The sequence below is a fragment of the Pseudomonas sp. MPB26 genome (assembly GCF_046605355.1).
In the GTDB taxonomy this organism is placed as follows: Bacteria; Pseudomonadota; Gammaproteobacteria; order Pseudomonadales; family Pseudomonadaceae; genus Aquipseudomonas; species Aquipseudomonas cedrina.
The window spans coordinates 5713487-5739655 of the sequence record NZ_CP176793.1; the positions used below are offsets into that span (position 1 = coordinate 5713487).

The 26169-nt window shown below is 61.4% G+C and carries 25 protein-coding genes and 1 pseudogene; 5 read left to right on the plus strand and 21 right to left on the minus strand.

From position 1 onward, the window contains the following. Positions 1 to 65: 65 nt before the first annotated feature. From ACLH0H_RS26055 to ACLH0H_RS26065, 3 genes are all read right to left on the minus strand, one after another. Entirely contained in the window at positions 66 to 1472 is a 1407-nt protein-coding gene (locus ACLH0H_RS26055; RefSeq protein ID WP_411380249.1) for a PLP-dependent aminotransferase family protein, read from the minus strand. Then, positions 1469 to 2878: a hypothetical protein gene (locus ACLH0H_RS26060; protein WP_411380250.1), complete on the minus strand. Its 1410-nt coding sequence runs from the start codon at positions 2876 to 2878 to the stop codon at positions 1469 to 1471. Before ACLH0H_RS26060 ends, ACLH0H_RS26055 begins: the two co-directional genes overlap by 4 nt. 705 nt (positions 2879 to 3583) lie before the next feature. Continuing rightward, positions 3584 to 4606, minus strand: coding sequence for a zinc-dependent alcohol dehydrogenase family protein (locus ACLH0H_RS26065; protein ID WP_411380251.1), 1023 nt, complete (start codon positions 4604 to 4606; stop codon positions 3584 to 3586). Positions 4607 to 4874: 268 nt separating this feature from the next. On the opposite strand from ACLH0H_RS26065, the gene ACLH0H_RS26070 reads away from it, so the two are divergent. Together ACLH0H_RS26070 and ACLH0H_RS26075 are read left to right on the plus strand one after the other, a co-directional pair. After that, positions 4875 to 5789 (plus strand): LysR family transcriptional regulator, encoded by a 915-nt coding sequence (locus tag ACLH0H_RS26070; RefSeq protein WP_076954862.1) that lies wholly within the window; start codon positions 4875 to 4877, stop codon positions 5787 to 5789. Positions 5790 to 5929: 140 nt separating this feature from the next. Continuing rightward, positions 5930 to 7197: pseudogene (locus ACLH0H_RS26075) on the plus strand (tyrosine-type recombinase/integrase). A 216-nt stretch (positions 7198 to 7413) separates the two neighbouring features. On the opposite strand, the gene ACLH0H_RS26080 reads toward ACLH0H_RS26075, so the two are convergent. From ACLH0H_RS26080 to ACLH0H_RS26095, 4 genes are read right to left on the minus strand one after another with little or no spacing between them, the layout of a single operon-like run. Then, positions 7414 to 7656, minus strand: a complete 243-nt coding sequence (locus tag ACLH0H_RS26080) for a hypothetical protein (protein ID WP_411380252.1) — start codon at positions 7654 to 7656, stop codon at positions 7414 to 7416. Beyond that, positions 7634 to 8563 carry a catechol 1,2-dioxygenase gene (gene catA / locus ACLH0H_RS26085; protein WP_411380253.1) on the minus strand — a complete coding sequence of 310 codons (930 nt, stop codon included), beginning with the start codon at positions 8561 to 8563 and terminating at the stop codon, positions 7634 to 7636. Before catA ends, ACLH0H_RS26080 begins: the two co-directional genes overlap by 23 nt. Before the next feature lie 41 nt (positions 8564 to 8604). After that, the gene (gene catC / locus ACLH0H_RS26090) at positions 8605 to 8895 is read right to left on the minus strand and encodes a muconolactone Delta-isomerase (protein ID WP_411380254.1); all 291 of its coding nucleotides are present in this window, start codon (positions 8893 to 8895) and stop codon (positions 8605 to 8607) included. Positions 8896 to 8907: 12 nt separating this feature from the next. Beyond that, complete coding sequence (locus ACLH0H_RS26095) at positions 8908 to 10035, minus strand: muconate cycloisomerase family protein (protein WP_411380255.1); 1128 nt, start codon at positions 10033 to 10035, stop codon at positions 8908 to 8910. Positions 10036 to 10149: 114 nt separating this feature from the next. Between ACLH0H_RS26095 and ACLH0H_RS26100 the strand changes: the two genes are divergently transcribed. Further along, complete coding sequence (locus ACLH0H_RS26100) at positions 10150 to 11025, plus strand: LysR family transcriptional regulator (RefSeq protein ID WP_411380256.1); 876 nt, start codon at positions 10150 to 10152, stop codon at positions 11023 to 11025. Positions 11026 to 11073: 48 nt separating this feature from the next. Here ACLH0H_RS26100 and ACLH0H_RS26105 read toward each other — a convergent pair whose 3' ends face one another. The 10 genes from ACLH0H_RS26105 to ACLH0H_RS26150 form a co-directional block, all read right to left on the minus strand. Then, positions 11074 to 11571 carry a flavin reductase gene (locus ACLH0H_RS26105; protein ID WP_186690849.1) on the minus strand — a complete coding sequence of 166 codons (498 nt, stop codon included), beginning with the start codon at positions 11569 to 11571 and terminating at the stop codon, positions 11074 to 11076. Between the two features lie 11 nt (positions 11572 to 11582). Further along, positions 11583 to 12542 (minus strand): PDR/VanB family oxidoreductase, encoded by a 960-nt coding sequence (locus ACLH0H_RS26110; RefSeq protein ID WP_411380257.1) that lies wholly within the window; start codon positions 12540 to 12542, stop codon positions 11583 to 11585. A gap of 50 nt (positions 12543 to 12592) precedes the next feature. Next, positions 12593 to 13333 (minus strand): SDR family NAD(P)-dependent oxidoreductase, encoded by a 741-nt coding sequence (locus tag ACLH0H_RS26115; RefSeq protein WP_411380258.1) that lies wholly within the window; start codon positions 13331 to 13333, stop codon positions 12593 to 12595. A gap of 11 nt (positions 13334 to 13344) precedes the next feature. Beyond that, positions 13345 to 13821 (minus strand): aromatic-ring-hydroxylating dioxygenase subunit beta, encoded by a 477-nt coding sequence (locus ACLH0H_RS26120; RefSeq protein ID WP_411380259.1) that lies wholly within the window; start codon positions 13819 to 13821, stop codon positions 13345 to 13347. Positions 13822 to 13836: 15 nt separating this feature from the next. Further along, on the minus strand, positions 13837 to 15111 hold the full coding sequence (locus tag ACLH0H_RS26125) for an aromatic ring-hydroxylating oxygenase subunit alpha (protein WP_411380260.1): 1275 nt from the start codon (positions 15109 to 15111) through the stop codon (positions 13837 to 13839). A gap of 19 nt (positions 15112 to 15130) precedes the next feature. Next, complete coding sequence (locus ACLH0H_RS26130; RefSeq protein ID WP_003232696.1) at positions 15131 to 15493, minus strand: hypothetical protein; 363 nt, start codon at positions 15491 to 15493, stop codon at positions 15131 to 15133. A gap of 16 nt (positions 15494 to 15509) precedes the next feature. Further along, complete coding sequence (gene iacA / locus ACLH0H_RS26135; protein ID WP_411380261.1) at positions 15510 to 16682, minus strand: indole-3-acetate monooxygenase; 1173 nt, start codon at positions 16680 to 16682, stop codon at positions 15510 to 15512. A gap of 366 nt (positions 16683 to 17048) precedes the next feature. Further along, a complete protein-coding gene (locus ACLH0H_RS26140; protein ID WP_411380262.1) occupies positions 17049 to 17672 on the minus strand; it encodes an NIPSNAP family protein in 624 nt (207 codons plus the stop codon). A gap of 86 nt (positions 17673 to 17758) precedes the next feature. Then, the gene (locus ACLH0H_RS26145) at positions 17759 to 18289 is read right to left on the minus strand and encodes a nuclear transport factor 2 family protein (protein WP_411380263.1); all 531 of its coding nucleotides are present in this window, start codon (positions 18287 to 18289) and stop codon (positions 17759 to 17761) included. 1 nt (position 18290) lies between these two features. Continuing rightward, complete coding sequence (locus ACLH0H_RS26150; protein WP_411380264.1) at positions 18291 to 19415, minus strand: amidase; 1125 nt, start codon at positions 19413 to 19415, stop codon at positions 18291 to 18293. Positions 19416 to 19607: 192 nt separating this feature from the next. Here ACLH0H_RS26150 and ACLH0H_RS26155 point away from each other — a divergent pair, with 192 nt between their 5' ends. Both ACLH0H_RS26155 and ACLH0H_RS26160 read left to right on the plus strand, forming a co-directional pair. After that, positions 19608 to 20084 (plus strand): MarR family winged helix-turn-helix transcriptional regulator, encoded by a 477-nt coding sequence (locus ACLH0H_RS26155; RefSeq protein WP_186690859.1) that lies wholly within the window; start codon positions 19608 to 19610, stop codon positions 20082 to 20084. A 138-nt stretch (positions 20085 to 20222) separates the two neighbouring features. Continuing rightward, positions 20223 to 21707: an aldehyde dehydrogenase family protein gene (locus ACLH0H_RS26160; RefSeq protein WP_411380265.1), complete on the plus strand. Its 1485-nt coding sequence runs from the start codon at positions 20223 to 20225 to the stop codon at positions 21705 to 21707. Positions 21708 to 21856: 149 nt separating this feature from the next. Here ACLH0H_RS26160 and feaR read toward each other — a convergent pair whose 3' ends face one another. From feaR to ACLH0H_RS26180, 4 genes are read right to left on the minus strand one after another with little or no spacing between them, the layout of a single operon-like run. Then, entirely contained in the window at positions 21857 to 22756 is a 900-nt protein-coding gene (gene feaR / locus ACLH0H_RS26165; RefSeq protein WP_411380266.1) for a transcriptional regulator FeaR, read from the minus strand. 24 nt (positions 22757 to 22780) lie between these two features. Next, a complete protein-coding gene (locus ACLH0H_RS26170; RefSeq protein ID WP_411380267.1) occupies positions 22781 to 23992 on the minus strand; it encodes an MFS transporter in 1212 nt (403 codons plus the stop codon). 27 nt (positions 23993 to 24019) lie between these two features. Beyond that, positions 24020 to 25231 (minus strand): multidrug effflux MFS transporter, encoded by a 1212-nt coding sequence (locus tag ACLH0H_RS26175; RefSeq protein ID WP_411380268.1) that lies wholly within the window; start codon positions 25229 to 25231, stop codon positions 24020 to 24022. Next, the gene (locus tag ACLH0H_RS26180) at positions 25228 to 26076 is read right to left on the minus strand and encodes an alpha/beta fold hydrolase (RefSeq protein ID WP_411380269.1); all 849 of its coding nucleotides are present in this window, start codon (positions 26074 to 26076) and stop codon (positions 25228 to 25230) included. Before ACLH0H_RS26180 ends, ACLH0H_RS26175 begins: the two co-directional genes overlap by 4 nt. Positions 26077 to 26169 lie beyond the last annotated feature (93 nt).

The window sequence follows — 26169 nt, forward strand, 5'->3', positions numbered from 1 at the left end:
TTACTGAGAGTTCGACTGCTGCGCGACGTTATCGATCCTACAAAGTTAAGAGAAACTTCGGGCAATCATTCCGTCTGTGCCTGACGTAGCGCCTGGCTTATCGCCGCCAGGGCAATATCCAGGTTAGCCTGCCCGTGGAAGGTGTGGCTCAGGCGCAAATGCTGCTGATGCAGGCCGCTGACGCTGAACAGCTCACCCGGTGCAATCACCACCTGCTGGGCGAGCAAACGCTGGAACACCTGGCGCATATCCACCGGCCTTGTGGAGCCCAGCCAGAACGTTGCCCCGGCAGCCGGCGCACGGTAGGCCACCTGGTCACCCAGGTGCTGATCGAGGCGTTGCTGCATCTCCTCTGCCTGCTGGCATAGCTGCAGGCGCAGCGCGCGCAGGTGCTGGTCGATGCGCCCGCTTTGATACAGGCGGGCAATGGCGCGCTGGCGGATCGACGATAGGCGAAAGGAGCGCAGCAAAAACTGACGCTGCAACTCGCTGCTCATGCGTCGAGAGAGCAGATAACCATAAGGTGCTTCCGACCCCAATACTTTCTCGAAAGACGAAAACACCATCAACCGCTCAGGGTTCACCAGCTCGTGCAGTGCCGCATGCGGTTCCTTGAAGCCCAATTCGCCAAAGGTGTCGTTTTCCAACAGCCAGCAACCGTATTGATCGAGCATCTGCGCCACGGCCAGGCGGTCCTGGGTCGGTATGGCGGCCCCTGCCGGCAGGCTGACTTTGGAGGACAGCAACACCAGGTGCACTGGTTCATCGCAGAGTAATTGGTCCAGCGTCACCAGATCCAGGCGGCCTTGGGGCGTCCAAGGCAACTCGATAATACGCACCCCGGCGTCCTGGAACAGGCGCAGTACCAGCCAGTCGCACGGTGATTCCACAATCACCGTGGTTCCCTTCAGGCCCAGGACGTCAATGAGAATGTCCAACACCCCGCGCAAATCGGCCCCTATGTAGACGTCATCGGCATGCCAGCAGCGCGTAGGCGATGAGGTATAACGCGCCGCCAGCGCCGCGCGCAGCTCCCACACACCGCAAGGTTGGGCCCAGGGTTGCAACTGCCGCGGGTATTGGCGCACCAGCTCGCGTTCCAGGCGCAACAGGCTGCTGTCCAATGGTGCAAGCAGGGAAGGATCGTCCCCACTGAGCACCACCATGCCCGGGCGCCGCGCCGCTGCGTAGAGCCGGTCAAGCAGGTCTCCGCCCGCGCCCGCCGCCGGGTTTGCCGACAGAGGCCAGGCGTAATAACCCGACTTGGCGACTGAATAGATCCTGCCTTCCTTCTCAAGCAACGAGTAGGCGTACTGGACCGTCGAGATCGACACGTTCAGCCGCCCCGCCAACTGCCGCAGGGACGGCAGCTTTACACGCGCATCGGTACTGACGTCATTGATCAGGTTGATCATGTAGCGGTAGACCGCCTGATAGGCGAAATCCACCCGCCGTTCGCCGCGCGGGGTCATCGTCCGGACAATTGACAGGCCTGCCCACTGCCATTGACAGTGACGCCGGCACTGCGCAATTTGCCGCCCGCATTGGCCAGCGAACGCTTGCGATACAGGTGTTGCAACAAGGGCAACGGTAAGCCGCTGGTGTCGGTGGCCCACTGTTGCAGCATGTCGGCGGATAGCTGGCCCTGCAGGACCTTGTGCAGCTCAGGCAGCGCAACCAGCATGCCTGGGTGGCATTGGCGCAAATAACTTTCCAGGCGTTCACCGTGGTGGATAAACGGTGAAAACAGCAGACAGATCAATTGGGTCTCGTCCAAGCCAAAAAACTGCTGGGCATAGGCACTGGATTCGATGCGCCCCTCATGGGTCCCCGCCTGCGCCAGAAACGCCTCCGGCAGCCGCCTGGCTGACTGCTGGATAAAACCCTGCACCCCTTCTTCATAGGTCAGGTCTCGCAGGCACTCGGCCTGCAGCCCGCGCAGATGGGCCATCAGCCGCGGGCTGGAATAGCTCGGATGGCTGAAGTGAAAACCCATGGGGTCAGGGGCAAAGGCCATGAACTCGGTGAGCATGGTCGAGGTACGCAGGTCTACGTCGTCCAGCAAATCTGCGACGCTGATGTAGGCCAGATGGCGATGACTGGCTTTGCTGGGGTGTTCGCTCTCGACATAATGTTCGCCGTACACATCGCGGTAATAACCGGTACTCCATTCGTCCATGTGGGCAAACAGGCCAGTGAGCGAAGACGGCCACGCATCGGGCATGGCCACACCCGCACCGCTTGCCATGTTCTTGAGCCAGGCAAGAAAATGACTTTGCTTGCGCGGTGAGTCACCACTGACCAACGCATGCACCCCGCCATGCCAACAGGTGACGCGCTGGTAAAAATCCCCCAGCGCCAGGTAGGTGTCGCTGCACAAGGTGGCGCGGCAGTCGCCGGAACTCAGGTGCCCCATCATCAGCATGTTGCGCTGGCTGACTTGTCGGCCCAAGGTCGAGGCGGGTCGCAGATGGTTGAAGGGCAAGACTTCCTGGTTTTCCACCATCAACAGCTCGACCCTTGGATCGTCGTGCAGAAACAGGCGCCCATAGCCCTGATTGAGGCCGTCGAGGGTGCTCTCGGTCATTCCCGCATGCCTCAATGTCGCGACCCGCAAGTGGAAGGTGCGCGGGGCTCGCCCAGCGATCGTCAACTGCGCGGCACGCAACAGCGCCAATGTGTAGCTGCTCACTTCGCCACCGCCGTGGGCAACCAGCACTTTGTACCCGCCTACTTGCTCCAAGCTTCCGGCCGCGACAATGATTCGCTGGACCAGCAACTGAAGGGCCGTTCGCTCTTCGCGAGTAAAATGCCCGATCAAACGTTGAAGAACTTGCTGATAAACATAAGACATTGCCTGCTCGTGAATAGTGCTCATCATTCTATTACCTGAGTTCAAATATCAATTCCAAGCAACTGCTGACAGTATTTGCTCGACCTGTTACGCGTGTAAGAAATGTGCGTGCGCCTTGTGCGCTGATGACTAGACACTAGCACCGCATAACAAACTGGCATGGGTGCCTTTCGTGCAGTACCAAGCCCCTGAAACGCCGTGATACGCGGGTTTTACTGGGCTTGGCTGGACCCGATCATGGTCCTAGGATTCTTCCGACGAATTCTTACACGCCTTTGACTAGCTATTAAAAGAAGCGTCTTACAAATAACCACGACAAACTTTCCCACTTATTGTATTGACGCCGCCCACGGGCACGCCTATATCCCTGGCGCACTGTGGATACCGCGACATTAGTTGCAGGCGCTCGCGACGCAAGTGTCAGACAATCGATCATTGCTCAGTCCTTGAGATGAAAGTGAAGGCGCAATTATCGGTGCTGGAATAATGATTAATAGATACAGAACCCTGCCGGAAACCCATGCAGATGAATCACGGCCGCTCGGTAAATCACGCGGACACAAAGACGCCGCGCTGGAATTCAGGGCGGCGTCAGTGAAAAACTCAGGATTCAGGGGTTAAAGTGCCAGCTTGGCACCTGATGGGCACTCTAAGTTAAGCCCTGTCATATGGCGCATTTGCCCCCTTTGCCATCGACGAGGAATGCTCATTTGAGAACATTCCTACGCCCTAAACAGCTTCAACCTGCAAGGCAACACGCTCGCGACACGGGCATTCGTCCATATAGCGGTGCGCTTCGACGAACTGACTGAAGGGGAACACGGTGGTTTTCAGCGGCACCAGCACGCGGTCGGCGGTCAGTTGGTTGATATCCCGCAGGGCCCGCTGCAAGGCCACTTGGTCCTGAACGATGCCGAGCTCCGGTTTGCCGGTGAAGTTGCCGATGCAGTGCACAAAGAACTGAATATTCTTCTGGAACGCCGCACACGCCGGGAATGGGGTCTGGTTGCCGCCCTGCAAGCCATACAGCACCAAGCTGCCACGCGGGGCCAATACATCGCCGAGCAACGACATCTGCGGGCCGCCCAAGCCATCGAACACCACGTCGACACCGCGGTTGTCGGTGAACTTGTTGATTTGCATCAGCAGGTCCTGCTCTTCGGTGACGATGACTTTTTCGGCCCCCAAAGACAACAGGTACTCGCGCTCGGCGCTGTCCTTGGTGGCGGCAATCACCCGCGCCCCCAAGGCCTTGCCCAATTGCACAAAGGACGGACCGGCGCAGTGGCTCGCGTCAGTCACCAGGGCAAATTGCCCGGGCTTGACCCGTGCCAGGTCCATGTACGCAAAGTAGGCAATCAGTAGCGGCGTGTAATGCACGCTCGCCTCGATAGGACTCAAGACATCCGGGTACCGGGTCAAGGCCGAACGGGGCAGGACGATCTGCTCGCCATACACCGGGTAATCATTGGGGCTCTCGGCCGGAAAACTGGCCACCTTATCGCCCACGGCCAGGTCATCCACGCCGTCGCCAACAGCAACGACTACGCCGGCCATCTCGTGGCCAAGGCCGGACGGCAAACGAGCGTGGGACGACGCCAGGTTCTGGCGCCACAAAATGTCATACCAGCTGATGCCAATCGCCTCGACACGCACCTGCACTTCGCCCGGTGCGGGCTGCGCGGCTGCATGCTCTTCGCATTTGAGCACCTCGGCCGGACCAAACTTGTGAAAACGAATCGTGCGGGACATCGCAAACCTCGTCAAAGTAACGTCTAATGCCATGAACTCTATCTGGGCTTTGCGGGTAAGACCACCGGTCGCCATTAATAGTCAACATGCCCATCATTGATTCCGCCTCTGCGGAATAGCCTTCATGTATCGTAGGAAAACTCAATTTTCCTGTGCAGAGTAACAGCCTTTCCCCGTAAGATTCATGCCGGTCATGCTTCCAAATGGAATCTCCGGGGCTCTTATATGATCGCTTTCGTCAAGTCAGCTGACTCTTCCAGGACACAAGATGAACCGTAACGACCTGCGTCGTGTCGACCTAAATCTCTTGATCGTATTCGAAACCTTGATGCATGAGCGCAGCGTGACGCGCGCCGCCGAGAAACTGTTCCTCGGCCAGCCGGCCATCAGTGCGGCGTTGTCACGCCTGCGCGGGCTGTTTGATGACCCGCTGTTCGTGCGCACCGGCCGCAGCATGGAGCCGTCGGCCCGGGCGGTAGAAATCTTCGCCCTGCTCTCCCCGGCCCTGGACTCGATTTCCACCGCCGTCAGCCGCGCCGCCGAATTCGACCCGGCCACCAGCACGGCCGTGTTCCGCATCGGCCTGTCCGATGATGTCGAATTCGCCCTGCTGCCCCCACTGCTCAAACGCCTGCGCGCCGAATCCCCCGGCATCGTCCTGGTGGTGCGCCGCGTCAACTACATCCTGATGCCCGGCCTGCTGGCTTCCGGCGAAATCTCAATCGGTGTGAGCTATACCGCCGACCTGCCGGCCAACGCCAAGCGCAAAGTACTGCGCCGCAGCTTGCCGAAACTGCTGCGCGCCGACAGCGTACCGGGCTCCCTGAGCCTGGACGACTTCTGCGCCCGCCCCCACGCATTGGTTTCGTTTGCCGGTGACTTGAGCGGGTTCATCGATGAGGAACTGGAGAAGCTCGGCCGCAAACGCCACGTGGTATTGGCCGTGCCGCAGTTCAACGGCCTGGGCACGTTGCTCGCGGGCACCGATATCCTGGCGACCGTGCCGGATTACGCGGCGCAGGCATTGACCTCGGCCGGTGGCCTGCGAGCGGAAGACCCACCGTTGCCGGTGCGCAGTTTCGAGCTGCACATGGCGTGGCGTGGGTCGCAGGATAATGATCCGGGTGAGCGGTGGTTGCGGTCCCGTATTCAGATGTTTTTCGGGGATCCCGAGAGTTTGTAACTGAATTCCAAAAAGATCCAAAAACCTATTATTAACAGTTAGTTACCACGACTTTTAGTCCGCTGCCATCCGTCTAAATCCAATGGATTCCAGGGTGCTTGGGGGCAAAATTTTGGTTTTCAAAAATTATGCCCCCACCGATGGCAACCGCTAATGCTGCTGTTTTCAGACGAAAACTCAGCGATGCTTTCATCCACGCCTTGACCGAACCCGGTAAGCACGCCGACGGCGAAGTCCCTGGCCTCTACTTGGAGGTGAGGGCGTCGAGCAAGCCAGGAAAAGCCCCTTCAAAGGTCTGGCGCTTGAAGTATCGGCTGCACGGCAAGGAAAACCGGTTCTCCATCGGTGCTTATCCCGACATCGGATTGAAAGAGGCGCGCGACATCGCTCGCAGTGCACGCCGAGACGTGGCCAATCACATCGCTCCGCTCAAGGCCAAGACGACCAGGATCGAGGCACAGTTGCTCAATGAAGAGCGCACCTTCGCTTATGTGGCCGAGCAATGGTTGGCATTTAAATCTGCCGAGTTGGTGACCAAATCCATCGCGGGGTTTCGCGGGGCGCTGAATAACCACATCTTGCCAGCCATTGGCAAACAGCCGGTCAGCGAAATTAAGCTGGAACACATCACCACGATCATCACCGAACTGCGTCGCCAGCGCACCATGGCCATGGCCCGGCGAGTGCGCACCATCTCCGGGCTGTCCTGAGCTTTGCCGAGGGGCGCGGCTGGGTGGAGCGCAACGTAGCTCTCAGCAATATTGAGGAGTTGAAGATCCGCCATGTCGTAACCAGCAACCCAGCGATCGAAAGGCCCGCAGACCTGGGCAGGTTTTTGCTGCGACTGGATGACTGCAGTCACGGCAGCGTTGCCGCCGCAATGCGCCTGCTGGTCATGTTGCCAGTCCGCCCAGGCGAATTGGTGCAAATGCGCTGGGAAGACGTCGACTTGGTGGGCGCCGATTGGCGTTACGTGGTCGGCAAGACCAAGCATCTGGACAAGAGCAAACATATCGTGCCGTTGCCTGAGCAAGCCCTGGTTCTGTTGCGCGAGCTGCATAAAAACCGAGTGGTCGATGAAGAAGGCAAAGGCTGGGTGTTCGTCTCGCCTGTCTATCCGGGTCGCTCCATCAATCCGACCTCCACGCTCAAGTCTTTCCAGCGCATCTGGCCGGAGTAAGGCATCACCGCCCACGGCTTTCGCGCCACCTACCGGACCATTGCCCATGAGCACTTAGGTATCGATCCAATCGTGCTCGAACTGTCCTTATCCCACCGGATGCCAGGTGCGTTGGGGGCTGTGTATGCCCGCGCGCAATTACTAGTACAGCGCCGGGAAGCGGCTCAACAATGGGCTGACTATTTAGATCATCTACGGCAAAATGCGGCGCGAGTGATGACAGATTGATGCTTGCATATCTGGCTAAGCAGGACAGTGAAGCCTGTACGCTCAACATGCTGCTGCGTCGGCACGGGCTATCAAACTGTAGTAGTAGACGCTATCGGTGCGCTCACGCAGCAGCGTGCGAATCTGCTCATCGGATTTCAATCCCTTCGGTGTACAGGCTCCGTGTGATCCACTTGGCCAGTGTCGGAGCCTGTTTTAAGCTATCTAGGGACTCCGTCACAGATCATCGATAATGGCCTCCCGCCTAGCCAGGATGTTGGCGCGCGTCATGATCGTCTGGGACGGTAACGCGGCGGACAACACATGATGTTGCCGCTCCTGCGCGCGGTCGCGCATCTCGCTGGCCATCGCCCGTGCAAACAGCGCCAGCAAGCGACGACTAGCCTCCGCGAAATACTGGCTGTAAGCCCTGCCCATGCGCACATTTTGTTCGCGCTCAATCCTCGAGCGCACGAACACGCTGCATGCGCTGCTGCTCTACCGGCGCAGCGGCCACCTGCAGCTCAAAGTCGAAATCAATCTGCGCAAAGCGCCCTTGCACGCCCAACTCCTGCGCCAGCTGTTGATCGTCGCTGAAGCGGATTTCGGCGATCAGTTCATCCCGTGTCGCATACGCAAAGTCATCGTGCAGGTACGGGTCATCCGACAGGTTGATCTGCGTGGTCAGGTGACGATAACCCGGGGCCGAGATAAAGAAATGGATATGCGCCGGCCGCTGCCCATGACGCCCCAGCTGGTCAAGCAACTGCTGAGTCGGACCGGTCGGCGGGCAGCCATAGCCTGACGGCACGATGCTGCGAAAACGGTAGTTGCCTTGGGCATCGGTCTCGATGCGGCGTCGCAGGTTGAACTCCGATTGGCTGCTGTCGAACCAAGAATACGTGCCGCCGGTGTTGGCCTGCCACACATCGACAATCGCACCGGCCAGGGGATTGCCGTCGGTGTCGCGCACCTGGCCACGCATGAACAGCGGCACAGCGGCATCGGTCCCATCATCCAGCCGCGCTTCGTACCTGGACAACGGCGCGCCGGCCACGTAAAGCGGGCCTTCGATAGTACGCGGGGTGCCACCAGTCTTGCCGGCCTCGACATCGGCGGCGTCCATCAACATGTCCAGGTAATGCTCCAGGCCCAGCCCGGCGACGAGCAGCCCGGCTTCCTGGTTCTTGCCCAGTTCGTTGAGGTAGTTGACCGCCTTCCAGAATTCTTCGGGGGTCACCTCCAAGTCTTCGATGATGTTCACGGTGTCGCGCAGAATCCGGTACACCAACGCCTTGGTGCGCGGGTTGCCGCCATCGTTAAGGTTGCCGCTGGCCTCTTCAAGAAACTGTTGAGCGTGGTCGGTCTGTGACAGTCGGATGGACATGGTGCGTTCCTCATCTTGTAATTATTGGGTGAATGACAGGCTTAGCGGTCATCTTCATGGATCGACGAAGGATGCCGGCACAAGGCATTCACTTCGATGGACATATAAGGGAAGAGCGGCAGTTGCATCAGCAGGTCGTGCAGGTCTTGCACGCTGTCGACATCAAATATGCTGAAGTTGGCGTAGTGTCCGGCGATACGCCACAGGTGGCGCCATTTACCCTCCTGTTGCAGACGCTGTGCCAGGGCTTTCTCATCGGCCTTGAGGCTGGCCGCGCGCTCGGGGTTCATGTCCAGGGGCAGGTTCACGGTCATTTTTACATGGAACAACATGGCACGTGCCTCTCAGTGTTTGTCACGACGGAAGAACGCCAGACGCTCCTCATCGATGGTCAGGCCCAGGCCCGGGGCGGTTGAGACATGCAGGTGGAAATCCCGATACACCAGCGGTTCGGCAAGAATGTCCTCGGTCAGCAGCAGCGGGCCGAACAGCTCTGTGTCCCACGCCAGCTTGTTCAGCGTGAGGAAGGCATGCGCCGAAGCCAGGGTGCCGATACCGCCCTCGAGCATGGTGCCGCCGTACAGGGCGATGCCCGCGGCTTCTGCTATCGCAGCCGTACGCAACACCGCGCGGGGGCCGCCGTTCTTGGCGATTTTGAGGGCGAACACCGACGCCGCACCTTCACGGGCCAGGTTGAAGGCGTCCTCGACACATTCGATGGATTCATCCGCCATGATCGGCGCCGGGCTCGACAGATTGAGCCGCGCCATACCGCCGCGGTTATAGCGTGAAATCGGTTGCTCGATCAGGTCGATACCGTTGTCGCCGAGCACCTTGCAGGCGCGCAATGCCACCGCTTCGTCCCACGCCTGGTTAACGTCCACGCGCACACTGGCGCGGTCGCCCAGGGCCTTTTTGATTGCGATCACGTGGGCCAGGTCGTGGTCGACCTCACCGGCGCCGATCTTCAATTTGAAGATGCGGTGGCGGCGCAGGTCGAGCATCTTCTCGGCCTCGGCAATGTCCTTTTCAGTGTTGCCGCTGGCCAGGGTCCAGGCCACCGGCAATGTGTCACGCACGCGGCCGCCGAGCAGTTCGCTGGCCGGCAGGTTCAGACGTTTGCCCAGCGCATCGAGCAAGGCGCTTTCGACACCGGACTTGGCGAAGGTGTTGCCGCGAATGCTGCGCTCCAGGCGCAACATGGCCGCATTGATATTGCTGGCGTCCTGGCCGATCAGCAGCGGCGCAAAATGGCGATCGATGTTGACCTTGATGCTGTCGGGGCTTTCATTGCCGTAGCTCAGGCCACCAATGGTGGTGGACTCGCCAATGCCTTCGATACCGTCGGCGCAGCGCACGCGGATGATCACCAGGGTCTGGTTCTGCATGGTGTGCATCGCCAGCTTGTGTGGGCGGATGGTGGGGAGGTCGACGATGATGGTCTCGATCGACTCGATGGCGCAAATGGGCATGGTGATACCTGTTGAGTTCTTTTTAGATTTGATCCGATTCTGTTCCCTATTTTTCAAGGCATCCAATATAGAATGGGTCTCGAACAATACCCTTAGGGTATGAAGGAAGTGATCATGGAACTACGTCACCTGCGTTATTTCCAAGTGCTTGGGGCAACCCTTAACTTCACCCGCGCCGCCGAACGCCTGCACATTGCCCAGCCGCCCTTGAGCCGGCAGATCCAGCAACTGGAGGATGAGCTGGGGGTAATTCTGCTCGAACGCGGCCGGCCGCTGCGGCTGACCGAGGCCGGGCGGTTTTTCTATGAGCATGCCAATGTGCTGCTGGAACAGCTGAACACGGTGTGCGCCAACACGCGGCGCATCGGACAGGGCGAGAAGACCTGGTTAGGCATCGGCTTTGCGCCGTCGACCCTGTATGGCGTATTGCCGGAACTGATTCGGCGGCTGCGAACCCACGAGGCGCTGGAGCTGGAATTGGGGCTGTCGGAGATGACCACCCTGCAGCAGGTCGAAGCCCTCAAGGCCGGGCGCATCGATGTGGGCTTCGGGCGGATCCGCATTGATGACACGGCCATCGTCCAGCGCGTCCTGGTGGAGGACCGTCTGGTAGCGGTATTGCCCGCCGGCCACCCGTTGCTCGCCGCGCCCGCTACCCTTGCGCAATTGTCCGCCGAGCCGTTTGTGCTGTACCCCGGCAATCCGCGCCCCAGTTATGCCGACCACGTGATCGCGCTGTTCGACGCCCACGGCCTGAGCCTCAAGGTCGCGCAATGGACCAACGAACTGCAAACCGCCATCGGTCTGGTCGGCGCTGGCATGGGCGTAACCCTGGTGCCGGCCTCGGTGCAGGTGCTGCACCGCGCGGACATCGGCTACACGCCGATTGTGGAAGCCACCGCGACCTCGCCGATTATTCTGAGCCGGCGGGTGAATGACCAATCGCCGGGGCTTACACATTGCCTGCACTTGGTGGAAGAGTTGATCTGAGTGCCTCTGGCCGGGTTTGTCTGAACCCGGCGACCCCGAACGTGGCGTTCAGCAAGCCTTGGAGGCTTCACCCAGGCGGTGATAGGCGCGGTTGAAATATACCAGGCCCTCTTCCGCCTCACCCTGGCGGATGGTCTGGATCTCGCAGTAGAAAATACTGTGGGACCCCACTTCGTGTACCTGCGCGATACGGCAATCGAAGTTGACCAGCGCGTCGAGCATCACTGGCGCACCGCTTTCCAGGGTGGTCCACTGCGTCACGGCAAAGCGCTCATCCATGCTCAGCGCCCGGTTCGCGAACGCCCCGGACATGTCCTGGTGATCGCCACGCAGAATGTTCACGCACACCGCGCCATTACGCTTGAAGTGCTCGTTGGAATGCGAAGATCGATTCATACACACCAACAGCGTGGGCGGTGAGTCGGTGACGCTGCACACCGCCGAGGCGGTAAAGCCGAACCGGCCCGCCTCGCCATCGGTGGTGATGACCGTCACGGCGCCGCCGAGCATGGCCATTGCATTGCGAAAGCTGCCTATGTCTACCATGGTCGTTCCCCTCAGATATCCAGCACGAGTTTTTTGGATTTGGCTCGTGAACAGCACACTAGAATTTGGTCATTGCCGGCCTTTTCATCGTCCGTGAGGTACACGTCGCGATGGTCCGGCTCGCCTTCGAGCACGTCGCACAGGCAGGTCCCGCACACCCCCTGCTCGCAGGAAATCTCGATCTTGATGCCCACCTGCGCCAGCGCGGCGAGAATGCTCTGCCCTTCCGCCACTTGCACGGTCTTGCCGCTGCGTGCGGCCACCACTTCAAAGCTGCCACCCGAGCTGTCCACTTCCACCTGGAAATGTTCCTTGTGGATGTGCGACTCGCTGTAGCCCTGCTTGCGCGCGTCCTGGATCACCCAGTCCATGAAGCCTGCGGGGCCGCAGGTATACATGTGCACGCCGGCCTCGCCCTTGCCGAGCACTTTGGCCAGGTCGAGCTTCTGCTCCGGCCCTTCGTCATCGAAGTGGGTGAACACCTGCGCGGCAAACGGTGCGCTGGCCAGTTCCGCCAGAAACGCACTGCGCCCACGCTCACGCCCGCAGTAGTGCAGTTCGAAGGTCTGGCCGGCCGCATGCAACGCATAGGCCATGGCAATCATCGGCGTGACACCGATACCGCCCCCCAGCAGCACCGAACGCCGCGCCTCGGGCGCCAGCGCAAACAGGTTGCGCGGCAGGCTGATCTGCACCTCGCGGCCTTCGAGCAGGGTGTCGTGCACCCCGACCGAACCGCCGCGCGAGGCCGGGTCCCTGAGCACACCCAGGCGATACAGGCTCGGGTCGGCAGGGTTGCTGCACAACGAGTACTGGCGCACCAGCCCCGGCCCGATATGGATATCGACGTGCGCACCGGCAGCGAACATCGGCAGCGGTGCGCCGTCACGGCGGGTCAGGTCCAGGACGACAACGCCGTCCCCTTGCAGCTCGCGCTTGCGCACGACTACGTCCAACAGTTCTTCAGTCATGGCCGTTATTCCATGGAGTTCGCAAAGGCCGCCGTGGCGGCCGTTATCAGTCAGCGCATGAACAGGCCGCCGTTCACGTCCCAGGTCGCCCCGGTGGTGAAATAGGCTTCGGGCCGTGCCAACTGCACAATCAAATCACCAAGAAAGTCCGCATCGCCCAGGCGCTGCACCGGAATATTGGCCAGCAGGCCCGGCAGGCGTTCGGCCGGAATCGCCGCGCGCACTGCCGCCGATTCGATAGGGCCCGGGGCGATGGCGTTGACCGTGACCCCGCGCGCGGCAAACTCCTTGGCGAAGATCTTGGTCAGCGTCACGATGCCGCCCTTGCTCGCGGCATAATGCGCGCCGGTCGCGGTACCGCCGTTCTGCCCGGCCAGGGAGGCCATGTTGATGATGCGTCCATAGCCGGTCTCGGCCATGTACGCGCCCAGCACCTGGCAGCCGAGGAACACACTGCGCAGGTTCAGGCCGACCACCGCGTCGAATTCCTCGGGGCTGATCTGCATCAGCGGCGTGGTCTTGGTCACGGCGGCGTTATTGACCACCACGTGCAGCGCGCCGAAACGCACCAGCACTTGATCCAGCCCCGCTTCGAAATCGGCCTTGCTGCCGGCATCCAGTTGCAGCGCAAGCGTGCGCTCACCGGCCGGGTCCAACTGTTTGGCGCAGGCTTGTGCGGCGGCAAGGTCGAGGTCGGTGACCACCACCGAGTACCCCGCCCGCAGCAGGCTGGCGCAGAAATGCTGCCCCAGGCCCTGGCCCGCGCCGGTCACCAATGCGATCTGGCTCATGTCGGCGCTCCTTAAAGGATGTAGCCGATACCGGCAAGGGCATCGTCACTGTTGATCAGGCTGATCACTTTGCGCTGGATCTTGAAGCTCCCCTCGCTGCGGATCAGTTCATAGGTGAGGTCGGCGCTATAGAACTTCAGGCTTTCCTTGCGGAACTCACGGATGTTCTGCGCGCAACGCACAGTCACCTGCACGCCGTCATCGGCCAACACCCGGAACCGCGATTGCATGCGCACGGTGCGCGGTTGCGGACTGGTGGAGATCGATTCGCCGCCGGTCAGGCGCTGCACCCGCAACTCACGCATATGATGGTCGTCGTAGGCGTAGTTGAGGGTGTTTTCGAAGTCGGTTTCCTTGGGGTCGATGGGAATGATGTAGGTGCCCTTCTCGGTCCACATCTTCAACCAGCCGTCGTATTCACCGTGGTCGAGCATGTCGCCTTCCTGCCAGATGAAAGCGGTCACTTCTTGCAGTAATTGCAGGTTCATAAGGTTCTCCACGGATCAGGCCGACATCATCTTTTTCCACTGCTGGTAGGCGGCGCGCATACCGGTTTCGGCACTCACGTCGGATACCCGTCCGTCTGCGCTGACCTGCTCGCCGGGCAAGCCGCGGTTGAGCATGATCCACAGGTCTTCACCGGCGCTGGCGCCCTTTTGTACCCGTTCCCAGGCCTCGGAATCGTCCGGCGTGCCGAAGCCCATCGGGCCCTGGAAGTGTTCATGCAGACGCAGGCGGTAGCGGTTGGCCACGGCCGGGCCGCCGTCCATGGTGATCACCGAGTGGTGGATTTCGGTCTCGGTCACAGAAATCGGTTGCAGCACCCGGAAAAACGCCATCGAGCAGGCGACGTTGGGGAACAGGTTGAGGTTAAAGCCGGTGCCGCCCACCGCACGCACGATGCGGCGCACCTGTTGCTCTTCGATGCCTTCGTCACGCAGCTCGGCCGCCAGCCCTTCGAAGCGCTCGGGGATGGGCTTATCAAGGTCGGCTTCGAGGTCGATCAGGTCGGGAATCATCACCATCACGCTGTGGCCATTGCCCAGGTCCTCGACGTAACCGGGGCCCTTGACGAAGTCGAACAGTTCAAGGGTCTGCTCATCCACCGACGACAGAAAGCTCTTGTGCACCAACGGGAAGTGGTAGGCGTCGGTGGTGTTTTCCAGCTGGATCTTCCAGTTGCCCGGGAAGCGGAAACGGTGCTCGCCCGGGACCTTGATGCCGTAGCCGGCGCCCTGTTTCATGAACAGGTCCATCCATTTCTTGGCGGCGCCGAGGTAGTCTTCCAGCGGCTCGATGTCGTCCTTGAAGGTGGCGAAGATCATGCCGGCATAACTTTCTGTGCGCAGGCTGACCAGCGGCAGCTCGGCCTTGTCGATGCAGTCGCCGTAGCTTTCCGGGTGCGGAATACCGCGCAGCGAGCCATCGAGCGCATAGCCCCAGCCGTGGTACGGGCAGACGAAGCTGTTGGTCTTGCCTTTCTTGTGTTCACACACAGTGGCGCCACGGTGGCGGCAGCGGTTGAGCAGCACGTGCACGTCTTTCTTGCGGTCACGCACCACAATCACCGGCTGCTTGCCGATATAGGTGGTCTTGTAGCTGCCGTTATCGGGAATCTCGCTTGCGTGGGCGACCCAGATCCAGGCGCTGTAGAAAATCTTTTCCAGCTCTGCGTCGAACAATTGTGCGTCGGTGTACATCGAGGTGTGGACGCGGTCGGCCTGCACCAGGTCGGCGGGGTCGACGTCAAGGTTTACAGCGGGAATCAGCTTGCTCATGGGAATGTCCTCGTCGGCATCAAGTGCGCTGAATGATCAGCTCGCGCCCAACCCGGGCTTCAACCTTGGTGTAGCGCCACAGCTTGTACGGGCCATCGCCCACCGGCGTGGTGCGAAACAGGTTGCAGGCGGCGTGCACGGTCTCGATGTCCGGCACGTCGGCCAGCAGGTAAGTGGTCCATGGGAAGCCATCGGAAGGCCCGACCATGCTCTGGTCGTCATCCATGTTGCCTAGCACCTTGACGCCTGCGAGGTCGTGGATACCGTTCCACATTGCACTGAACGCTGCCCACACCTGCAGTTGCTCATCGCGCGCGGCATCGAAAAAATTCTGGTTGATGCCCATGCAGAACAGCACGCGCAAGGTCTTTTTATCGCTCATTTTATTTCCTCGACGGTTAGAGGTAGCCAGGCAAAGGCTGTTTACCGAAGAACATGGCTCCGGCGTTTTGATAAGTGATGTCGCCCATGAAGGCGTGCTGGGTTACCACTTGGGCGTCGTTGACGCAGCGGGCCAGCGGGCTGTCGTTGTACACGCCGCTCATGCCCGAGAGCATTTGCGCGGTACGCGCCACATCGGCGGCGACGCGAGTAGCATGGGTCGACGACAGCCGCAGCAGGTTGGTCGCGGCCACGGGCACCGCGTCGCCGGCCAGTACGTAGTCCCAGGCGCGGTCGATGGATTCGTAGAAGAACGCCCGCGCGGCACGCAGCTCGGCTTCCGCCCGGGCAATGTCGACCTGGGCCAGGGGCCGATCGGCAATCGCCGGGGCGCCAGTGACCGAGACACGCCCGCTGGCCATGTCGGCCAGGGCATCAAGCGCGGCACGCGCCACGCCGAGGCCAACCACCGAGAGCACCTGGGTGGCGAATGACAGCGATGGGTAGCGGAAGAACGGTTCGTCCAGGTTGGGCAGGCCGCCGCGCACGAAGGTCCACTCCTCACTGACCCGCACATTTTCGGCGACCAGGTCGTGGCTGCCAGTACCCAGCAGGCCGACGGTGTCCCAGGTTTCGTCGATGCGGATCGCACTGCGCGGTATTACCGCAATGCGCGGCAGGCCGAAGGTATCGCCGTTTTTCGGGGCGATGCCGACACCGACGATATCGGAGCCCAGGGAGCCGCTGGAGTATTTCCAGCGACCATTGACCATAAAACCGCCCTCGACCGCTTCAGCCGGTTGCGGCGGGAAGATGCCGCCGGCGAACACCACGTCCGGACCGTTGGCATACACCTTGGTGATGCTCTCGAGTGGCAATGCCGCGAGGTAGACCGGGCTCATGCCGAAACTGGCGACCCAGCCGGCCGAACCGTCGGCCTGGGCAATGCGCTCGATCACCTGGCAGAACTCGGCCGGCGAACATTCCAGGCCACCGAAGCGCTTGGGCACCAGCGCCCGGTACACGCCGTGCTGTTTGAAGGCCTCGATCACGTCCTGGGAAATGTGGCGCTGACGGTCGAACTCACCGGTGCGGGCACGTTCACGCACATCGACAAGCAAGGCTTCGAAGGCGGGGCCACTGGCAAGCGAGCTCACCGTGCCAACCGCTGGTTTTTTAAGCGAATGCATAGATTAACTCCGTTGTCAGGAACGGTATTGGGCTGGGCAGGAAGTCAGCGTCGAGCTGAGACGCGGGGCGGAGCGAGGGCGATGGATCGGCATAGTGGTTACCTTTGTTTTTGTGGGTGCCGTTGGGGAGAATTTGAGCGTAATTACGTGAATTGTCAATTGAATTATCGCACTTATAAGCACCACTAATCACGTAAATGATTGTGGGAAAAACAAAGAGATAGTGACTTATGCCTCTGTTTTTATTGAGCAATACCCTGGTTTGAACCTTGGACATCTTCTAAATTTTTTTTAGATTAATTTATTTTTTGCCAAAAAAAATTAGGAGTTGGTTTGTCCGCTCCCACACTGGATCTGTGCCATTTTTCAGCGCAACGGCGAGAACGGCGCCGGCAGGTACACCGTGGAGTGCATCTGCAGCAGTTGCGGCGCGGAGTTTTCCGGCGGCCAGGCGCCTTCGGCCACGGCGCGGGTGCGCACTTCAAGACGCTGCTCCAGCGAGCTGTAGGGCCAGATGTGCAGATAGCGCGGAATCTGCCCGCTGGTGGCATAGAAAGCGGCATACACCTGGGAATAGTCCGGCCCGGTTCGCCGCTCCAAAGCCTTGCCCCAACCGCGCAATGTTGGCGTCAGCCCACTGGGCACGAGGTTGTATTCGCGCAATTCATAGAACGGGCCATGAATGCCGGGAGGCAGTGGATCGACAAAGGCAAAAGCGCTGTAGTCATCCACCTGTTGTTCAAGCAGAAATTCGCCAATCGCAAAACCATCGGACGCCAGCAAATAGCGCTCGCGTTCGCGCTCGCGACACCCGCCATCGTCGAACCCGCGCAGCACCGCGATACGGTTCTGCGAGCCGATTTCCGATACCCAGCAGCCCATCAAATGCACGCCCTCGCCCGTCTCCCGCAAGCTCTGCTCCAGGCGCGGCAAGGCTTGCGGCACGGTGCGCACCCGTAAAGTGAAGGTCAACAGTTCGAAGTGTTTCATGGCAATCTCCAGCGCTGCGCGCACGGCACGACCGCCCTTGCGGGGCAGTCGTGGGAAAGGGTCGGGTTATCAGTGCGCGTTATCGCTCACTGTGCGGCAGGTTTGGGCACCGGCAGCTCGGCGTCGCTGTTCCATGCCTGCACCGGGCGACTGAACAGGTTTTCGGTCTGGAAATGCGCCATGCACCACTGCCCGTCTTCCTCGGCAAAGCGCACGCTCAGGCGCGCGGCGTTGAGATGGGAGGCGCCGCTGGCGAAGGTGGAAGTCTGCAGCATCACCCAACTGCCGAGCACGACGTCGGCCTGCACCTCGATCAGCTCGCTGGTGAGAAAGTGCACGTTGAGGGCAAAGTGCGCCGGAGTTTTCATGTAGCCGGCGAACATCGCGGCAATGGCTTCGCGCCCGCGATAACCGCCGAAGCTCTGGGCGTACTTGGCGCCCTTGCCCTCCCACACCGCATCCTCGGTGAACAGGCCGGCCAGTTCGTCGAGCGGCGTGTGGGCGTCAAGGGCATCACACAGCACCATGTAGCGGTTCATGCAGGCGCGAGCGCTGTCCTGGATTTCAAAACGGCGCAGGCGTTGTTCCAGGTCTGCGCGGGGAATGGTTGTGCTCATTTCAAACCTCATGCCCGGCGTACAGGCGTTCAAGCAGGCGACCGGCGATGGCCAGCAGTTGCTCATCCGCGCCCTTGGCCCCTACCAATTGCAGGCCAACCGGCAGGCCCTCGGCACTGGCCAACGGAATGCTCAACGCCGGGTGCCCCGACAGGTTGAACGGGCGCACGAAAGCAGTCATGCCCAGCACTGCCTGGGTGTCGGTCGCCTCGGCCAGGGTCAACGGGAACTCCGGCATGGTCGGCAGCACGAGCACGTCGACCTGCTGCAGCGCCGCATCAACCTCGGCGGTGAAGCGCAGGCGCACCTGCTCGGCCTCGGCCAGCGCAGTGGCCGTGGTGTTGCCGGCGGCCGCCAGGCGCGCGGCGATGTCGGCGCCGACCTTGCCGGTGTCCAGCAAATGTCCGCAGGCATCGAAGGTCTCGCGGTTGATCACCACCATGCCGGCGTCATAGGCCGCCTTGAGGCTCGGCAATGTGAGGGTTTCGGTGGGCAGACGGCTGTCGGCGATGGTCGCGTCGATCACGCGCTGTACCGCTGCGCTGGCCTGCACACTCACAATGCCCAGGCGCGGCGCGGCCGGCGCTGGTGCCGGCTTGAAGGCAGGGTCGATCGCCTGCATGGCCGTGACCAGCATCGGCAGGCTCGCGGCAAACGGGCCGACGCAATCAAGGCTGCTGCGCGTCGGCATCACGCCACGGCGGCTGACCCGTCCGAACGTCGGTTTAAAACCGAACACGCCACAGCAACAGGCGGGAATGCGCACCGAACCGCCGGTGTCCGTGCCCAGGGAAAAATCCGCCAGCCCGGCGGCCACGGCGGCGGCAGAACCGCTGGAGGATCCGCCTGGAATACGCCCGGGGAAACGCGGGTTCGGCGCGGTGCCAACCCAGTGATTGATCCCCGTGGTGCCAAAGGCCAGTTCGTGCAGGCTGGTCTTGCCCACCAGGCGGCAGCCCTTGTCCAGCAGGGCCTGCACCACATCGGCGTGGGCGGTGGCCGGCGCCGCGTCGTCCAGGGCCTCGCTCGATGCACGGGTAGGCAGGCCGGCGATATCGATGGTGTCCTTGACCATTACGGTCGGCCCGTCGCCGCCAAGGGAAAGCTGTTCAATCACCAGGGTCATGTCACGTTACCTTCAGTGCGAATTGCGGAATGGGGGCGCCCGATGCGCCCTTTCCTTTTTTCACACTCACCGAATATTACGTGAATTGTCAATTATATTTCTGAACGTCGGCCTGGATCGAACAGGTCAATAGCCGTGCCCAATTCACGAGAAAAGTCTATGATTGCTCGCCTCCCTCGACATGAGCACATCATGAGCCCACCAAAAAAACACGCAGGCCGCTACGACCCCGGCAGTGAAGACTTTCACAAAGAAGATTTTCCGTTCTACTGGCTCGCTATGGTGCATGGCCGCTACAGTCAGTACATGGAAAAGGCCCTGAAGAAAATCGGCCTGGACATCCCGCGCTGGCGGGTGCTGTTCATCCTCAAGGAGAACGGCCAGTCGAGTATTTCCGAAATTTCCACCCACGCCATCGCCAAGCTTTCGACCATCACCAAAACGGTGTATCGCATGAAGGAAGACGGCCTGGTGGACACCGCGCCCTGCGAGGACGATGGCCGCGTCACTCAAGTGCGCATCACCGCGCAGGGGCGTGAAGCGATCGAACGCATCCAAGTGGCCACCGGTGATGTGTTCAAGCGCAGTTTCAACGGCATGACCGAAGCGCAGATCCAGCGCCTGAACCGCATGCTCGAAACGGTGTTCAACAACCTCGGAGAACCCTAGGCCAGCCGCGACACAGCCTGTCGCGCATAACCAATTCCCTGGCAGGCTCGAACAAGCAGCCAGGCGTGTATCGGCTTTTAATGCAGAGGTCTTTCGAGCGCCCGACGGGCGCGACGAACCCTTCATTGGAGCGCCGCCATGCACATTGCCTTATTGCCCTCAGTCGTTGCTTTCCTGGACCGCGACCATTCCAACTTCATCGATGGCGCCGTGTACACCAGCGCGTCGGCGCAACGCATCGGCATCGTCGACCCCGGTACCGGCGAGACCGTCGCGCAGTTGCGTGACGCCCAGGCCGAGGATGTCAACCTCGCCGTCAACAGCGCCTCCGCCGCCTTCAAGGGCGCCTGGGCACAGGTCACGCCCTACCAGCGCGGCGTCCTGCTCAACCGCCTGGCCGATCTGATCGAGGCCAACGGCGAAGAGCTGGCGCAACTGGAAACCGTGAGTTCCGGCAAATCGATCAACCTGTCGCGGCATATCGAAGTGGGCCAGAGCGCGGTGTTCCTGCGTTACTTCGCGGGCTGGGCCACCAAAATCGGCGGCCAGACCATGACCCCGTCGTTTCCCTCCATGGACGGCGAGCACTACAGCGCCTACACCCTGCGCGAGCCGGTCGGCGTGGTTGCGGCCATCGTGCCGTGGAACTTCTCGTTGATGATCGGCGTATGGAAGCTCGGCGCCGCGCTGACCACCGGCTGCACCGTCGTGCTCAAACCCAGCGAATACACGCCGCTGTCCCTGCTGCGCCTGGCGGAACTGGCGATCGAGGCCGGGATTCCGGCGGGTGTGATCAACGTGGTCAACGGCCGTGGCCAGGTCGGTCAGCAACTGATTGCACATCCGCAGGTGCGCAAGGTGTCGTTCACCGGCTCGGTGCCCACCGGCATTGCCGTGGGCAAGGCCGCCATGGGCGCCGACCTGACCCGTGTGACCCTGGAACTGGGCGGCAAGAACGCCGCCGCGCTGTTGGCCGACGCTAATGTTGATGACGCCGTGGCGCGCTTCGTGCAAGCGGCTTATGTGCACCAGGGCCAGGTGTGCGCATCACCCGAGCGCTTGTTCGTGCACCGCTCACTCGTCGAGCAAGTGACACAGAAGATGGCGGCGATGCTGTCGCAGATGATCATCGGTTCACCCCTGGATGAACGCGCACAGTTCGGTCCGCTGTCGAACAAGCCGCACTTCGACAAAATCCTCGGTTTTTTCGAGCGCGCCCTGCAAAGCAACCAGGTGGTGTGCGGCGCGCGCGCCGTGGACCGCGCCGGTTACTACGTCGAGCCGACGCTGATCGTGGCCACCGGCAAGGACGACCCGCTGCTGCACGAGGAAACCTTCGGCCCGGTGGTGTGCGTGCTGGCGTTCGACGATGAAGAAGAATTGGTCGAGCTGATGAACGACAGCCCGTTCGGCCTCACCGCCAGTATCTGGACCAACGACCTGTCCAAGGCCTTGCGCCTGATCCCGCAAATCGAAGCGGGCACGGTGTGGGTCAACATGCACACCTTCGTCGACCCCAGCGTGCCGTTTGGCGGGATGAAGGCGTCGGGTGTCGGGCGTGAGTTCGGCAGTGCGTTTATCGACGATTACACTGAGCTGAAATCGGTGATTATCCGCTACTGAACACTCTCTCTGTAGGAGCGAGCTTGCTCGCGAAAAACGTCAACGATAAACGCGTGTTTCCTGATTGAACGCGGCGACTGTGAATGCTTCGCGAGCATGCTCGCTTCTACAAAAAGCCCTAACTGAACAGCATTAGGGCAAGCCGTGGTTCAGTGCCCAAGGCCTCGATAGCGACTCGGGGTCATCCCGGTCTGCTTCTTGAACGTCTTGGAAAAGTGCGCCGAATCAGTAAACCCCCAATAGCTGCCGATATCGGTGATCGAGCGCTGGGCGCAGACCGGATCGCGCAGGTCCTGCGCCGCCTTCAACAGCCGCTCACGCAGGATATAGCGGCAGACACTGTCGCCGCTGGCTTCGAACAGCCTGTACAGCTGGCGGCTGGAAATGCCCAGTTCCTCGGCCAGCGACGCCGGCGAAAGCCTCGGTGAGTCAAGCCGCTGCCGGATGACGGATTGCACTTCATGCAACTGCCAGCCCGGGGAGTCAGCGCCGACTTGATACTCCAGCACCGATTCAAGCAAGGCCACCAACGCCCTCTGCACGCCATCGCCATCCTGCGGGCAAGACCATTGGGCCAACTCGCCGCCAGCGACCTGCCGCACCAGCGTGCCAAGCAATTGACCACAGACACCGGTGGTCGACAGCTTGCCGAAGCGGCTACGCTCCAGGCCCTTGAACAACTCACGCGGCAGAGGGATCGATACGTGGGAAAACAAGCCGTTGGGGGTCATTTTCACAGCACCGGAAAAGTCCAGCAACGCCAGGTCACCCTGGCGCAGGTCGACCACCCGGTCCCCCAGTTCGATGGCCATTGAGCCTTGCTGTTGCAGCACAAGGAAACAACGCCCCGAGGAATCACGCTCGCCTGAGCGGGCCGCCTTGGCAATCACACTGGCATTGCTGCGAATGTGCGCGACCGCCGTGCTGCCCATCAGCGTTTGTTGCATTTCACCGATGAAAAGGCTCTGGCAGTGGTCATAACGCGTGTCGAAACGACCGCAGGCCGCGTGCACACGCTCGTTCCAGGCCGACAAGGCTTGACCGTTCATGGGTAACCTCCCTGCTCGCTTGCGTCACACACCCGGCATAACGGCGGCGCATGAGATCTGGACACGATTGAACGCCAACTGAGCCCGCAATACCGCCGCCCCATAGATGACCAGGACCACCACCGAACAGGCCCCGGAGAACACCAACACCGCCCAGTAGCCAAACGCCTCGATCAGGACCCCACCCACGGCCGGCCCGAACGCCGCACCCAGGGACAGGCACAACGCGCCCAGCGCGACGAGCTTGCCCGACAGGTCGAATTCGGCCATGACGCCAAAGGTGTAGGCCAGCACGAAGCTGATCGAGAACAGAAAGCAGATAACCCCGATCACGTAGCTCGTCAGCGAGGAGAATTGCGCCAGGGCCACCAGGCCCAGCAACTCCGCGAAGATGACCGCCGCCACCGGCAGGAAGCGTCCCATTTTCAGGCCGATCGCCGAGGCGATGAAGCCCCCGCCCGCATTGATCAAAAAGCCCAGCGCCAGAACCAGCCCGATCGTATCCGAGGTCAAGCCGGTCTTTTTGCCCATCAGTTCCAGGAAGGCCCACACCGACATAATGCCGGTCAGGAAAACCAGGCTGGCCAACAGACTCAACCACACAATGGCGCGGCTTTCAGTGCTGGCCATCCGCACAGCGGCTTCGGACGCATCCAGTTGGCGCTCGCTACGGCGCGGTACCCAGGGCAGCGGCAGGATTCCCATCGCCACCATGGCCAGGGCGATGGTGATCAACATGCCTTCAAAGCCCCACACCGGCGCCACCGCTACCGGCAGCACGATCAGCAGTAGAGCCCCCGGCACGGTCTCGATGCCCAGCTTGAACCCGAACGCACGCTCAGGCTGGGAGCTGTCACCGAAAATCGTCATGGCCAGGGCATACAAGGCGCCTGTGCCGGCGCCCGCCAGGGCCATGATCAGCAGCAGCATTTCATAGGACGGGTCGCGCATAACCGTCAGCACCGCGCCCACTACCACAGCCGACGACAGCGCCGAAATGAGCCGCCAGCTGAGCCGGTGGATCCACAGCAGGGACGCCAGCCCGAACGCGCCAAACCCCAGGTTCATCGCCATGGCCAGGTTGCCCAATTGGTGCTCGCCAAGCCCGAAACGCTCGGCAAGCGCACCAAACAACACGGGGAGCACATTCAATAACAAGGCCCCCGCGCCGGAGACCAGCCCTGCACACACATAGACGGAGGTTCTATCGATCGGATTTATTCTTATAGTTTTCATGTATGTATCCTGGTTTTAAACAGAGGTTCACATTTGCTTGACGACGGCCGCCACGGCGACCGGCCGGGCAGGCAGGCGAAGGGTCACACCATAAGCAACCAACGCGCCCAACCCGCAACACCCCACCACCAGGCACATCGGCCACGCGCTGCCATCAGCCAAATGGCTGACCCACAGACTGGCCAGCGCCCCGGTAGCGAATTGCACCGAAATCCCCAGCGCCACGCTCGCGCCGGCCTGGCGTGGAAACAGCATCATCAGACTGGCCATGCAGTTGGCGCCGATCAAACCGGTTACGCCCATGTACAGCACCATGCAACACACGATGCTCGCCAGCCCGCCCCATCCGGTGTAGCCGACCAGCATCATCGCCAGCCCTGCCCCGCTCGCCAGTACCGTGCCCACCCCGAGCATGCGTTGCGGGCCGAAACGGCCCACCCAGCGGGCGTTAATGAAGGTCACCAGGATGATGCCGAGGATGTTCAGGGCGAACAATGCGCTGAATACCCGCGGCGAGACGCCGAAGTACACCACGTAGACAAAAGGCGACGCGGTGATAAAGGCGAACATGCCGCCAAACCCCAGGGCCATGCACAGGATCAGCGCCACCGCCCTGGGTTGCCGGGCAATGGCAAGGTAGGCCGCGAAGGCCGCCTGTACGGATGCGCCGCGCTGCTGCACGGGCAAACTTTCCTTCAGGGTCAAGGCGACCAGCAACAGGCACAGGCTGGAGAGGATGAACAACGCCGCGAAGATGGTGCGCCAGCCCTGGATAAGCACCAGCCAGGTGCCGATCATCGGCGCGACCAGAGTCGCCATCATGGTCAGCACGTGCATCCACGACAGCACTTTGGCCGCCTCCACCAGGCCGACCAGGTCTCTGGCGACGGCGCGGGCCAGCACCAGCGCGCCCGCGCCACCCAGCGCCTGGAAAAAGCGCCAGGCAATCAGTTGCTCGACGCTGCCGGCAAACAGGCAGCCCAGGGTCGCGGCCATGTACAACACCAGGCTGCCGAGCAGCGACGGGCGCCGGCCATAGCGGTCGGACAACGGCCCGTAGCACAGCATGCCCAGGCACAGCCCGGCAAGAAACGCGCTGATGGTGTGTTGCACTTGCGCGGTATTGGTCGCCAGGTCCTCGGCGATTTGCGCAAAGCTGGGCAGGTAAGTATCAATCGAAAACGGCCCGAAGGCCGTCAGCGATGAAAGCAATACAATCAAGCGGGCCCGCGGTTTCATCGAGCAGCAATCGCAAGGCTGTCAAGGAACGCGATGACCAGCCGGTTGAACGTCTCCCCCTGGTCGTCATGCACATAGTGACTGGCATCCGCGACTTCGGCGGTGCGCACCAGGGCATTGGTGTCGCGCATGGCTTGCAGCGTCGCTGCCGGCAAAAAATCCGAGCGCGCGCCGCGAATGAACAGGGTCGGGCAATCCAGGGCGCGCACCGCCGGCCACAGGTCGGTCGGCTCGATGCTCAGGCGCGCCTCGGCGATGCCTTGCTGATCGTGACGCCAGGTGACCGCACCGGCGCTTTCTTTCATCGAGTGTGCCAGCCGGGAAGCCAGGCCCTGCTCCGACAAGCCGGGGCGTGAGGTCTGCCAGAACGCGCGGGCGGCGTCCCAATTGTCGAATTGCAGCGGGGTCTGGTTCATCTCGCGGCGAATGCGCGCGGCGCCGTCACCCTGGCTCGAGGAGCCGGGGCCGATGTCTTCGATAATCAGGCCCAACAGGCGGCCCGGGTTTTGCCGTGCATATTCCAGGGCGTTGGCGCCGCCCAGCGAGTGCCCCAGCAAGATGAAACGCTGCAGGCCGGCGTGGGCGACGAAGTCCTGCAGGTCGTCCACATAGGACTGCGTGTGGTAGCTGGTGGACGGTGCCCAATCGCTCAGGCCGCGACCGCGTTGGTCCAGGGCGTAGACGCAGAAGCCCGGGCCGAGCGCCGCAACCAGCGACTCCCAGGTCTGTGCATAGGCACGCAAACCGTGCAGCAGAACCAAAGGCACGCCGCTCGGGTTGCCCCAGCGCAGGACATGCAGGTTCAGGCCTGAACGGTTGGTGAAGAAACTACTGACTGAGTGCATAACTTCGCTCCGCTAATCTGCGTAGGAGCGAGCTTGCTCGCGAAAAACTCAAGTGCGCCGCGGTCATACAGACTGCCTGCGTTTTCGTTGGCG